The organism is Paraniabella ginsengisoli (genome assembly GCF_022513635.1).
In the GTDB taxonomy this organism is placed as follows: Bacteria; Bacteroidota; Bacteroidia; order Chitinophagales; family Chitinophagaceae; genus Niabella; species Niabella ginsengisoli.
Genome location: NZ_JAKWBL010000001.1, coordinates 458424 through 470412, shown reverse-complemented (window position 1 = coordinate 470412; position 11989 = coordinate 458424). Strand labels below are relative to the sequence as shown.

General features: G+C 39.4%; 14 protein-coding genes and 2 pseudogenes. 1 reads left to right on the top strand and 15 read right to left on the bottom strand.

Going from position 1 to position 11989, the window contains the following annotated elements:
• The first annotated feature begins 16 nt into the window (after positions 1-16).
• Entirely contained in the window at positions 17-3307 is a 3291-nt protein-coding gene (locus tag MKP09_RS02650; protein WP_240826307.1) for an ATP-binding protein, read from the top strand.
• A gap of 55 nt (positions 3308-3362) precedes the next feature.
• Here the strand turns inward: MKP09_RS02650 and hemL are convergent, their stop codons facing one another.
• The 15 genes and pseudogenes from hemL to MKP09_RS02585 all read right to left on the bottom strand — a co-directional run.
• Entirely contained in the window at positions 3363-4652 is a 1290-nt protein-coding gene (gene hemL / locus MKP09_RS02645; protein ID WP_240826306.1) for a glutamate-1-semialdehyde 2,1-aminomutase, read from the bottom strand.
• A gap of 104 nt (positions 4653-4756) precedes the next feature.
• Positions 4757-5278, bottom strand: coding sequence for an STM3941 family protein (locus MKP09_RS02640; RefSeq protein ID WP_317235169.1), 522 nt, complete (start codon positions 5276-5278; stop codon positions 4757-4759).
• A gap of 54 nt (positions 5279-5332) precedes the next feature.
• Positions 5333-6316 (bottom strand): porphobilinogen synthase, encoded by a 984-nt coding sequence (gene hemB / locus MKP09_RS02635; RefSeq protein ID WP_240826304.1) that lies wholly within the window; start codon positions 6314-6316, stop codon positions 5333-5335.
• 43 nt (positions 6317-6359) lie between these two features.
• Complete coding sequence (locus MKP09_RS25250) at positions 6360-6719, bottom strand: coproporphyrinogen III oxidase (RefSeq protein ID WP_262915081.1); 360 nt, start codon at positions 6717-6719, stop codon at positions 6360-6362.
• A complete protein-coding gene (locus MKP09_RS25245) occupies positions 6716-7093 on the bottom strand; it encodes a coproporphyrinogen III oxidase (RefSeq protein WP_317235232.1) in 378 nt (125 codons plus the stop codon). The genes MKP09_RS25250 and MKP09_RS25245 overlap by 4 nt, the downstream gene beginning before the upstream one ends.
• A 43-nt stretch (positions 7094-7136) precedes the next feature.
• A complete protein-coding gene (locus MKP09_RS25240; RefSeq protein WP_262915079.1) occupies positions 7137-7412 on the bottom strand; it encodes a coproporphyrinogen III oxidase in 276 nt (91 codons plus the stop codon).
• A gap of 23 nt (positions 7413-7435) precedes the next feature.
• Positions 7436-8388: pseudogene (gene hemE / locus MKP09_RS02625) on the bottom strand (uroporphyrinogen decarboxylase).
• Between the two features lie 165 nt (positions 8389-8553).
• Positions 8554-8847, bottom strand: a complete 294-nt coding sequence (locus MKP09_RS02620; RefSeq protein ID WP_240826303.1) for a uroporphyrinogen-III synthase — start codon at positions 8845-8847, stop codon at positions 8554-8556.
• A complete protein-coding gene (locus MKP09_RS02615) occupies positions 8757-9227 on the bottom strand; it encodes a uroporphyrinogen-III synthase (protein WP_240829467.1) in 471 nt (156 codons plus the stop codon). Before MKP09_RS02615 ends, MKP09_RS02620 begins: the two co-directional genes overlap by 91 nt.
• Positions 9228-9239: 12 nt before the next feature.
• Positions 9240-9500 (bottom strand): type II toxin-antitoxin system RelE/ParE family toxin, encoded by a 261-nt coding sequence (locus MKP09_RS02610; protein ID WP_240826302.1) that lies wholly within the window; start codon positions 9498-9500, stop codon positions 9240-9242.
• 26 nt (positions 9501-9526) lie between these two features.
• Positions 9527-9769 (bottom strand): hypothetical protein, encoded by a 243-nt coding sequence (locus MKP09_RS02605; RefSeq protein ID WP_240826301.1) that lies wholly within the window; start codon positions 9767-9769, stop codon positions 9527-9529.
• Complete coding sequence (locus MKP09_RS02600; protein ID WP_240826300.1) at positions 9769-10008, bottom strand: hypothetical protein; 240 nt, start codon at positions 10006-10008, stop codon at positions 9769-9771. Before MKP09_RS02600 ends, MKP09_RS02605 begins: the two co-directional genes overlap by 1 nt.
• Positions 10005-10721 (bottom strand): hydroxymethylbilane synthase, encoded by a 717-nt coding sequence (gene hemC / locus MKP09_RS02595; RefSeq protein ID WP_240826299.1) that lies wholly within the window; start codon positions 10719-10721, stop codon positions 10005-10007. Before hemC ends, MKP09_RS02600 begins: the two co-directional genes overlap by 4 nt.
• Positions 10721-11527, bottom strand: a complete 807-nt coding sequence (locus MKP09_RS02590; protein WP_240829127.1) for an NAD(P)-binding domain-containing protein — start codon at positions 11525-11527, stop codon at positions 10721-10723. The genes hemC and MKP09_RS02590 overlap by 1 nt, the downstream gene beginning before the upstream one ends.
• A 3-nt stretch (positions 11528-11530) precedes the next feature.
• Positions 11531-11961 (bottom strand): annotated as a pseudogene (locus MKP09_RS02585) (glutamyl-tRNA reductase); the annotation flags it as partial.
• Positions 11962-11989 lie beyond the last annotated feature (28 nt).

Sequence of the window (11989 nt, the reverse complement as noted above, 5' to 3'; positions counted from 1 at the left end):
TCAGAAAGTAGTGCAAATGCGCGAGCAGGCGGCGGTTTATATGCAGCAGGCAGAGGAAAAAGTAAACAAACTGTTGTTTGATGTACGCACTTCCAAAAAAGAAACCTTACCCGATTATGTAATGCTGCTCAACCAGCTTCGTATGTTGCGAGGCGAAATTGTTGGACTTAAAAAAACGGCTTATACCGATGTTGCGAGTTTAGAAAAACACGAAAAAACTTTAGCTGAAAAAACAGATGAGCTTTCCAAAGCCTGTGTTCAGTTTTTATTAAAAGATGATGCGCTGGATATTTATAAGGCACAAATCATTCAACTACAAAATGCGTTACCACAAGCTGCCAAAGTAATTGAAGTAAAAGATTTGGAAAAGCAAAGTGCAGAAATTGCAGGGGCGTTGGAGATGTTGATAGAAATTGTTAATCAACTTAAAATTGAAGACACCTCGCATACCACACAGATCATCGAAAACATCTCGCAACTGTTTTCTCAACTTAATCAATTACGTACACAGTTGCAAAACCGGCGCAGCGAGCTAAATAAAAAAGAATCGGAAGCAGAGTTTCAGGCGCAGATGACTTTGTTAGATCAATCAGTCATCAACTTTTTAGACATGGCGGATACGCCGGAAAAAGCCAATGATTACTTATCAAAATTGACCATACAGCTTGAAGAAATAGAAATGCGCTTTGCTGAATGGGATGCTGTTCAGGAAAAAACTGCAGAAAAAAGACAGGCTATTTATGACAGCTTTGAAGCACGTAAAGTGCAATTGACGGAACAAAAAAACAGAAAATCCGGACAGCTTCTACAAGCCGCCGAGCGTATTATAACCGGTGCAAAGAACAAGGTAAAAAATCTGAAAAGCGATACTGAAATTAATGCATTTTTTTCATCCGACATTATGATTGATCGTGCCCGGCAAATTGCACAGGAGCTGATGAATATGGAAGATGCAGCCAAATCGGAAGAAATTCAACAGCAATTGCTGGTAATACAACAAGAAGCCATTCGTAATTTAAAAGACAGAAAAGAACTCTATGTTGACGGTGATCAGGTGCTGTCAATGGGCAAGTATCGCTTTGCCATTCAATCTCAAAACCTGGCGCTGTCGCTTACTTATAAAGATGATGGCTATTGCTATCACATCACCGGCACTTCCTATTTTGAGCCTGTATCTAATGCTGGTTTAACTGCTTTGCAGGATGTTTTTGAACAGGAATATGTTTCAGAGAACGATGATATTCCACGAGCTGTATATTTTGCCTGGCGCATTTTACAACAGCAGAAATTCGGCAAACTGCCTACAGATGAGGTTTTGGAAAAAAGCGTACGTGAATATCTTGTAACGCATCCGTTGGAAGGTTATGTAAAAGGTGTGCATGATAACGACGCTTTTACTTTAGCCAAACAATGGCTGCAACTACAAAAGGATTTAGGCGTTTTAAAATACCAGCCTACAGAAAGAGCATATACACATATTTTTTGGCATTATTTATCAGCCAAAGAAAAAGATGATTTTACCAAACAAATCAGTGCTGTAAAGTTTTTAAAAGATCATTATCATCAGCAAAAAGAAATAGAGCTGTTTATTAAAGATGCGGCAAATCATCTTGATAATTTTTTGCAAAATAATTTTCCAGAAGTAATTATTGATGCCAAAGAAGCCGCTTCTTATTTATATAATAAAACAACCGGTGTTATTAACATCACCAAACACAATCATAAAATCTATACCGGTTTTAAAGAGCATTTAAAAGCAGATTTTATAGATAAAAAGTATGATGAATACATGCGCGAGCTTCAGGCAGAACCCGCTATGCTGTGGGCTTTGGTTGAAAGCTGGTTATTACGTTTTGCTAAAACTAAAGAACATGAATTATCTGCCGGAGTGATTACAGAACTAACCGCATTGCTGATTGTAGAAGCCAAAAAGAAAATTGAAGTTGAAAATGTAGCTGATGAGATTGAAATAAAAGCATTACAATCTATCAACACAACCGACAATCCATTTGTATTGAATCATTACAAATGGGCAACACTACTTAAACATTTCGATGCAGTGTTGGTGCCGCAGTTTAATCAGTTGCAACAACTCAAACGCAATTTGTTGCAGGAGAAAAACAAAGAACTAAGACTTGATAATTTCAAAACAGAAGTGTTAACGTCTTTTGTACGCAACCAATTAATCAATCAGGTGTATTTCCCCATCATCGGTTCTAATTTTTCCAAGCAAATTGGCGAAGCCGGTGATGCCAAACGCAGCGACCGCAGCGGTTTGCTGTTATTGGTTTCGCCGCCGGGTTATGGCAAAACTACGTTGATGGAATATGTTGCAGACAGATTGGGGTTAGTTTTTATAAAAATAAATGCGCCATCGTTGGGGCATAGCATCACTTCGGTTGATCCTAATGAAGCTAAAGATGCCGCAGCTAAAAGTGAATTACGCAAGCTAAACCTAGCGTTTGAAATGGGCGATAATGTAATGCTGTATATTGATGACATACAGCATTGCCATCCTGAATTTTTGCAAAAATTTATTTCCTTAGCCGATGGACAACGCCGCATGGATGGAGTGTTTAACGGTGCATCAAAAACCTACGATCTGCGTGGCAAACGCTTTGCCTTGGTAATGGCCGGCAACCCTTATACCGAATCGGGCGAAGTATTTAAGATACCAGACATGCTGGCCAACCGTGCCGACATTTACAACCTCGGCGACATGACGGCCAATAACAAAGCCTCTTTTGAAATGAGCATGTTGGAAAATGCGCTGACCTCAAACCCTTACCTGCGCAAGCTTACACAAAGTGGCACCGAAAATTTATACAAACTGGTAGCTTATGCGCAGGACCCCGAAAGCAACCTGCCTAACTTAGAAGGCAACTTCTCGGCATCCGAAATACAGGATTTTATTAAGGTAGTAAAACATGCTTTGCAAGCACGCGCCGTGGTTTTAAGAGTAAACGAAAACTATATAAAATCTGCCGGCATTGTAGATGCTTTTCGTGAAGAGCCGCCGTTTAAATTACAAGGCTCTTACCGAAATATGAATAAGATATTGGCTAACGTTCAACCCATCATGAATGCTGATGAAATAACTGAATTGTTAATCAACCATTATAATAACGAATCGCAAACGCTTACGCAGGATGCCGAAGCCAATCTTTTAAAACTGCGGGAAATAATGGGATTGCTGACTCCCGAGCAGGAAAAAAGATGGGCAGATATTAAAGTGCAGTTTAAAAAATACCGCATGCTAAAAGGCTTACCAGATCAGGATAAGTTTGCACAAATATTGCACAAATGAATCAGTTTGTTGATGGACTGGAAGGGATAAAGGAAGTGTTGAGGGAGCGGAAGGGTTAAATTTTCTCCAAACTCTCCCCCACTGCTTTTATCGTTTTATCCAAATCTTCATAGCTCAACGCATTATTTAAGAACCAGCTTTCGTAAGCTGATGGCGGCAGATAAACGCCTCGCTTTAACATAGCGTGAAAAAACTTTTTAAATTTTTCAATATCAGAAGCTGCGGCGCTGGCAAAATCAGTAACCGGTTTGTTGCTAAAATGTACGCTAATCATACTTCCTAAATGGTTGATGATATAAGGTTGCCCCCAAGCCTTCAACACTTTTTCTAACCCAATTTTTAAATACTGTGTTTTATCATCCAACTCTTTTAACAGCGATGGATTTTCTTTCATCTCTTTTAGCAAAGTGTAACCAGCAATCATCGCAATTGGATTGCCGCTTAAAGTGCCGCCCTGATATACATTTCCGAGCGGTGCAATGTGCTGCCATAATTTCTTTTTTCCGCCAAAAGCACCAACGGGCATACCAGCTCCAATCACTTTTCCGTAAGTAACCAAATCGGCATTAACGCCTAATTTTTCCTGAGCGCCGCCCAATGCCAAGCGAAATCCGGTCATCACTTCATCAAAAATCAATACTATATTTTCTTCATCGCAAATAGTTCGCAAGCCTTCTAAAAAGCCCTCCTGTGGCAGGATACAGCCCATATTACCCGGAACAGGTTCCACAATAATGGCGGCAATTTCATTTGTATTTTCAGACACTAATTTTTTAACCGCATCTAAATTATTGTAAGCACAAGTAAGCGTATCTTTAGCAGTAGTGGCCGTTACACCCGGCACGGTTTGAATATTAAAGGTTGCTACGCCGCTTCCGGCTTTTACCAAAAACGGATCGGCATGGCCGTGATAACAACCTTCAAATTTGATGAATTTATTTTTGCCTGTATAGCCACGTGCCAGTCGTAGCGCGCTCATACAAGCTTCGGTGCCGCTATTTACCATTCTAATCAAATCAATATTGGGTGCCATCGATTTAATGAGTTCCGCCATTTCAATCTCCAATTCTGTTGGCGCACCAAAAGATGTAGAAAACTGCGCGCGATCGCAAATGGCTTTAACAACAGGCTCATACGCATGACCCAATATCATGGGGCCCCAGGATGCGATATAATCTATATACTGATTATCATCTGCATCATACAAATAAGCACCTTTTGCTTTCTTTATAAACACAGGCGTGCCGCCTACACTTTTAAACGCGCGCACCGGCGAGTTTACACCGCCAGGAATGGATTGTTGCGCTCTTTCAAATAACACTTTGCTCGATTCGTAACTATACATAATTATTTTAATCTTTATTATTGAACCACCGACAATACTACTATCATCGATCTTTCCGCCAGCTGGCGGATCGCTTGTACTATAGAATATAGATCAGCGAAACACTAACTCCGCTTTTCAAATTCATGTTTAATAGTTGTAAGCAATTCATTAAAATCCACTTTTAGCCTGCTTGCTGCAATGTTTATCGGCGTTTTAAGAGATGCGTAATTTAGTTCCATCATTTTTCTTTTTACAGAATTAGGTTCGGCTGCAATGAATGCTTCAGGGTGCTTTATAAAAATCGTGATAAAATTATCGCCGGATATTTGAATTGTTTTTATTTCGGAAACGTCTTTCCACAAAACTTTTGAAAAAGAAACATTCATTGAGTTGTCTGCAATTCCTTCCTCATCTATTGTAAGCCCCGCTTTTTTGGTAAATACTTTTTGCGATACAAAAGCTGCACAAAATATAAATATAAACGTGCCGATGTATCCCATTATTTTTATAAATCCGAAACTATTGCCTCTTACAAATAAGTCCGGCCTAATAGCCATAAATGTAAACAGGACGAATAGTAAAACGAATATGACAAACCTTTTTGTAGCTTTTGATTTATCAAGCGGAACACGAACACGAGGCATAACAATTTCTGATTTGAGATTTTTGATTTCTGATTTGAAGTCCTTGTAAACATTTCAACTTATCAACATGTCAACTGCTTGCTTGGCAAAATAGGTTGCAATCAAATCGGCACCTGCACGTTTAATAGAAGTAAGGCTTTCAATAATCGCTTTGTCTTCATCTAACCAACCTTTTTCAGCGGCAGCTTTTATCATTGCATATTCACCACTAACATGATACGCTGAAACAGGCACGGTTACTGCATTTTTCACTTCACGAATAATATCCAGATAAGCCATTGCAGGTTTCACCATCACTATATCAGCACCCTGTTCTACATCCTGCAAGGTTTCGTTAATCGCTTCTATTCGATTGGCATAATTCATCTGATACGTTTTCTTATCACCAAAGCCTGGCGCACTATCTAACGCATCTCTGAAAGGGCCATAAAAGCAACTGGCATATTTGGCGCTGTAACTCATAATGCCTGTGTCGGTATATCCATTTTCTTCCAAAGCCTTTCTAAATGCGCCAATGCGCCCGTCCATCATATCGCTTGGAGCAATAAAATCTACTCCGGCTTCGGCATGTGAAAGACTCATTAGCGTCAATGCTTCAACGGTTTCGTCGTTCAGTATCGTTCCTTTTTCAACATCCACAATACCATCATGTCCATAAATAGAATAAGGATCTAAAGCCACATCGGTCATTACCAGCATTTCGGGAACAGCATTTTTAATTTCTTTCACCGCGCGTTGCATTAAACCATCAGGATTCCAGGATTCTTTGCCAGTGTTGTCTTTTACATTGTCAGCCGCTTTTACGAAAAGCAAAATACTTTTCAAACCCATACTCCAAAGCTCCTTTACCTCCATCACCGTAATATCCAAACTATTTCTAAAATAGCCGGGCATAGAAGCGATTTCAGTTTTATTATTTTTTCCTTCATCAATAAATAAAGGAACGATAAAATCATTGGGCGTTAATATCGTTTCAGCGACTAAAGCTCTTGCTGCTGCTGATTTTCGGGTAATTCTGTTTCTTCTTTGTAAATACATGATTTTTACACTTTAAATGCAAAACGATGGTTTTAAAAAATATTCAACATCTGTTAACTCGCACAGCCCAATCTTCCTCTGATATACTATTCTCATTGATCCAGTCGCGCGGGTGCAAACAAACCTGCAACAATTTATCTTCTTCACTTGCGGGAATGGGGCTGTAGTTGTAATCAAATCTTACTGTTGGCGGCAGGCTCATCAAAATACTTTCGGTTCTGCCGTTTGTTTTCAATCCAAAAATAGTTCCTCTATCATGTACCAAATTAAATTCTACATAACGGCCTCTTCTTATCTCCTGCCAATATTTATGTTCGGGGGTAAACACTTCACTTTTCCTTTTGCTAACAATAGGAAGATATGCAGGCAAGAATGCATTACCGCACGCTTTTCCAAAATTCATCCAAAAGGCATCTCCCCTGCCCTCTCCAAAGGAGAGGGAGCTTTAGACCCTGAAAGTACAGGGAACCCCGACGGTCTTTTATGATCATAAAAAATACCGCCAATGCCACGTCTCTCATTATTACGATGTGTATTTACAAAGTAATCATCACAAACTTTTTTGAACTTCTGATAAAAAGACGGATCGAATCCGTCACAAACATTTTTATAGGTCTGATGAAACTGAATAGCATCTTCTTCAAATAAATAATAGGGCGTTAAATCTGTTCCACCGCCAAACCAGCGGTCTATTGTATTTCCTTCAGCATCATACAACTCAAACATCCTATAATTGCAATGAACCGTTGGTACAAACGGATTGTATGGATGTATCACCAAACTCAATCCAGCTGCGAACCATCGATCGCCAGCCTCCCCCTTACCCCCCTCCGGAAGAGGGGGAATTAAGATTAAGCACTTTACGCATGGTATCAGTCACCTCTCCATGTACCACAGAAGTGCTTACACCGCCCTTTTCAAAAACATTTCCATTAGCGATAACGCGGGTTTTGCCACCGCCTCCGCCTTCGCGCTCCCATTTATCTTCAATAAATTTTGCTTTGCCATCTTCCTGTTCCAAACCAGCACAAATATCATCTTGCAGTTGGTGAATAAATAACACCCAGTTATCACGAATGGAAGAAGTTTGTTGCATATTGATCTATTAATTATGAGACACTAATTACCCTTTACCGCTTCTACAAAAGCCTTGGCATGATCCACCGAAACATTAGGAAGAATGCCATGTCCTAAGTTGGCTATATGTTTGCCCGGCCCAAAGGCAGCTAACATTTCTTTTACTTCTTTTTGAATAACAGGAATAGGAGATAACAATTTCGCCGGATCAAAGTTTCCCTGCAACGTAATATTGTCGCCTGCAAACCGTCTTGCCATTTGTGGTTCAATAGCCCAATCAATTCCTAAACCATGCGCACCCGTTGCGGCCATTTCATTTAAAGAACTCCACGCCCCTTTTGCAAAAACAATTGTTGGCGCTTCATCTTTAATTGCCGCTACAATTTGACGAATGTATTTTAAAGAAAATGTTTCAAAATCTTTCTTACTTAATAACCCGCCCCAACTATCAAAAACCTGCACCATATCTGCACCTGCAGCTATTTGCCCTTTTAAATAAGCAATGGTTGTATCTGTAATCATTTGTAATAAAACATGCGCCAGCTCCGGGTTTTGATAACAAAAACCTTTTGCTTCGTCAAAGGTTTTGCTGCCTTTGCCTTGCACCATGTAACAAAGCAATGTCCATGGCGCACCTGCAAATCCTATTAATGGTACACGGCCGTTCAACTCTTGTTTTATTAATTTAATTGCATCAAATACATAGTGCAAATTATCCTGCACATCGGGTACATTAATACGAGTTAAATCTTCTTTTGTTTTGATGGGCTCTGGCAATAATGGCCCCAGCTTTTCAATTAACTGAACTTCCATTCCCATTGCCTGCGGCACCACCAAAATATCAGAAAAAAGAATAGCAGCATCTACGCCCACAATGTCAACCGGCTGTAGTGTTATTTCGCAGGCCAGTTCAGGCTTTTGACATCTTTCAAAAAAGAATATTTTTCGCGCAGCTTTATGTATTCTGGCAAATATCTACCCGCCTGGCGCATCATCCATACAGGTGTACGTTCAGTTGGCTCGCCCAATAAGGTGCGGATAATTAAATCGTTTTTTATTGTAGTATCTCTGTTCATTTTGTTGACCTCACCCCCAACCCTCTCCTAAAAGAGAGGGGAGTAGAGTCGTTTATATTTTAAGTATTAATCCCATTTCTTACTTCAGCCCGTTTCCATCACTTTACTTAACATCGCATCTCCGCTGGCTGCATCAGCCACAATAATATTATTCGTATAAGGCTTTAACGATTTTGCAGTTGTGTTTCCTACCGCAAAACATTTTGTTGCTTCATCAATTGTATTCAAACTAAAAAAACTTTCTACGGCACTTGGACTAAAAAATAATATACCATCATATTGCGGCGTTATTTTATGCGGCGTTGCCTCAGTTGTGTACACCGTATACTGATGCAACAGAATCTGCGTGTCAGCCAGCTTTTCAGGAATTGTATCCATTCTTTTATCGCCACAAAAAAATGAATTTCTCTTAATCCGTCTTTTATAATTTGTTCCGCTAATGCCGCACTGTCTTTTGCATTTGCATGAATAATAGCTTCGGGAAAATATTTTTGTACGTTTTGTTTGGTAGCACCAAACAAGCAGTAAATAGTCCACCGTGGTTGTTGCGGCAATACAGAAGCCACCGCCGCTACTGATTTGGAGCTGGTAAAAATTGCGTTGATTTGCTTTTCCGCGAGCATATTTATTGTTGCCGCTAACTCCTCTTTATTAATTTGTCGGGATTCAATAAATGGTAAACAGGAAATATTAATAGAATGTTCGGCCGCTTTTTTCACAATCGCATCATCCAATATTTTTGTACTTAACACATTCACAATTTTCTTCCTCTATTTTTTATAAAATGGATTTTTGACAGGATTTATACGCGTACTATAAATATTTAGTATTTCAATAGTATTGTCACTTATCCGATAATACAAACGATTGTGTTTAGTTATTAAAACCGACCTGCAATTTTTTATACCTGAGTTGGCTCCCGTGTAAGGCTGTTGGGCAAGCTGTTCGATTCTTTTGTTTAAACGAACGATAAGCGCTTCAGCAACGTTTTTGCCCCATTCACTTTCCAAATAAATTAACAGTTTTACCACTTTATTTGTAAAACGTTTCTTAACAATTATCTGGTGCGCCATTTATCAATTGCTGCTTTAAAACTATCGTAAGATTCAGTATCTTTTCCAAAAGGCTCGTTCAACATATCCATCAATTCCTGATTATCATTTTCTGATAATTCAAAAAAGCTACTTACCGTTGTTGCCTTTTTTAAATAGTCAAAATCTTCGTTGAGTGTTTTCAACAGATCCTCATCTTCCGTTTCGGAAATCTTATTTAGTAATTCTTGTTTTACAGTTGAAAGCATTATTCTTTTTCTTTAAAATTACTAAGTTTATTTAATATCTTATCCGCTCCCAAGCCAATCAGCTCTTTAGCCACTATGCCTCCCGCATCGTCAACTTCATTTAAAGTAAAGCTTCTTTTAATTTCTAACTTTTCTTTTCCATCTGGGGAAACAACATTTCCTTCAAACAAAATTTCATCGCCATTTACCTGCGCCAATGCGCTAATTGGTGTAGAACAACCGCCCATTAAAGCGCTCAAAAATCTCTTTCCACTTTAACCGAAATTGCGGTGTCAACATCGTTAAGCGGCGCACATGCTTTCATCACTTCAACATCAGTTTCCCGACCCACTACCATAATAGCTCCTTGCGCTGGAGCCGGCAACATCCAGTCCAGATCAAAACTATTTTCAGGACGCACACCAATACGCTCCAAACCTGCGGCTGCAAAGATGGCCCCATGCCAATTACTTTCAGCTACTTTTTGTAAGCGGGTATTTACATTCCCTCTTAAATTTTCTATTACAGTATTTGGATAACGATTCAACCATTGCGCCTTGCGGCGGATGCTGCTGGTGCCAATAGTGAATGGTGAATGATGAATAGTGAATGGGTTCGATAATTGAGGTTCGATTGACTTTTCACCATTCATCACTAAAATATCTTTATAGCTTGCCCGCTGTAAGACGGCGGCCTGTGCAATGCCTTGGGGCAATTGAACAGGAACATCCTTCATGCTATGAACAGCAATATCAATTTTATTGTTTAACAATGCCGCGTCAAGGCTTCGGGTGAAAACGCCTTGCACACCCATTGCGTAGAGCGGTGTTACAAGGTCAATATCGCCTTCGCTTTTTATAAAAACCAGTTCAGCCTTTTGGCCTTTTTCTTCCAATAACTTTTTAACAAGATCAGCCTGCCATACCGCAAGCTGGCTTTCTCTTGTACCTATTCGGATGGGATTATTTTGCATCAGGACATTCGCAGGTAATCATTAATCAAATTGATGAACTGGCAACCTTTATCGTTTTTTGTTTTTAGATTTACAGCAAGTTGTTTTACTGCTTTTTGTGCCTTCACCGTTTGCTGCTTCAGATCAGCATCTTTTGCAAACTCGCATGTGTGCAATTGCAACTTATCAATTTCATGCAATTTACTTTTCCAGGTTTTTAAGTGAAGTGCATAACGATAATCTTTAAGCCATTGCCAGAATTCCTGCGTATAATATTCAATAATGGCTTCTGCTTTGGGCACTTCCGCTCTGCGTCTTGCCAGCGTTTTATCTAAAATGGTAGTAGAAATTTCATCTACATCTATAACCAGTTTGCCATTCATTAATTTCACATCCGGATGTACATTAACCGGAACAGATAAATCCAAAATCAACTTATCATCTGTTTCATTAAAATGTGCTGGTAACACTGTCGGCTCATTGGCATTGGTACAAACTATCACCACATCAGATTCAGCAATTGCCTGAGCTTTATTTTTATATTCAGAAAAATGAATGCCATTTGAACGGGACAAAGCCAAAGCTGTGTCATCTGTACGGTTCATCACGGTAAGCGTAACACCAGGAAAATAGGTTACCAGATTTTTGCAAACATTGGCGCCAAACTTTCCTGCTCCAATTACCAGTATTTTTTTAGCTGCAAGATCAGGAATTGCCTGTAATAATTCAATCGCAGCAAAGGAAACAGAAACTGTTCCATTGCTCAATTCTGTTTCAGTTTTTACACGCTTGGATGCCTGGAAAACAAAATTCAGCGTGCGATCCATTACAGGCCCGATAACACCATTTGCATTGGCTAACTCAACTGCTTTTTTTATCTGACCTAAAATTTCATAGTCACCCAATATTTGCGAATCTAAACCAGACGCTACATTAAACAGATGTTGTAGTGCAGGATTTCCATTTTTAAATACGCATATTCAAAAAAGGTGCTTCTGTCGGCTCTGCATTGATCCAATAAAAGATTGACCAATTGCATTACTGATTCGGCAAATCCATAAATTTCTGTACGGTTACATGTAGAAACTACAAAAACACTTTTAAGATCGGCTGCTTTAGCAGCAAGGGCGAGTTTTGCAAACTGTTCGTTATTAATTGAAAACAAACCACGGGTTGCGGTATCAGCTTTATGGTAGTTGATTCCTGCAACGCAAAATCTATCGAGCACTTGCTTTGAAATATGAAAATCTTCTGCAGACATGTGAGTCGTGCAAATGTATAGAAGGTTC

Bases quoted from the DNA above. Each gene is read 5' to 3' on its own strand.
- hemC (WP_240826299.1), bottom strand. From the start codon at position 10,721: ATGCAAAATAATCCCATCCGAATAGGTACAAGAGAAAGCCAGCTTGCG.
- MKP09_RS02650 (WP_240826307.1), top strand. From the start codon at position 17: ATGCGCGAGCAGGCGGCGGTTTATATGCAGCAGGCAGAGGAAAAAGTA.
- MKP09_RS02590 (WP_240829127.1), bottom strand. From the start codon at position 11,527: ATGGATCGCACGCTGAATTTTGTTTTCCAGGCATCCAAGCGTGTAAAA.
- hemB (WP_240826304.1), bottom strand. From the start codon at position 6,316: ATGTATTTACAAAGAAGAAACAGAATTACCCGAAAATCAGCAGCAGCA.
- MKP09_RS25250 (WP_262915081.1), bottom strand. From the start codon at position 6,719: ATGAATTTTGGAAAAGCGTGCGGTAATGCATTCTTGCCTGCATATCTT.
- hemL (WP_240826306.1), bottom strand. From the start codon at position 4,652: ATGTATAGTTACGAATCGAGCAAAGTGTTATTTGAAAGAGCGCAACAA.
- MKP09_RS25240 (WP_262915079.1), bottom strand. From the start codon at position 7,412: ATGCAACAAACTTCTTCCATTCGTGATAACTGGGTGTTATTTATTCAC.
- MKP09_RS02620 (WP_240826303.1), bottom strand. From the start codon at position 8,847: ATGGATACAATTCCTGAAAAGCTGGCTGACACGCAGATTCTGTTGCAT.
- MKP09_RS02640 (WP_317235169.1), bottom strand. From the start codon at position 5,278: ATGCCTCGTGTTCGTGTTCCGCTTGATAAATCAAAAGCTACAAAAAGG.
- MKP09_RS02605 (WP_240826301.1), bottom strand. From the start codon at position 9,769: ATGCTTTCAACTGTAAAACAAGAATTACTAAATAAGATTTCCGAAACG.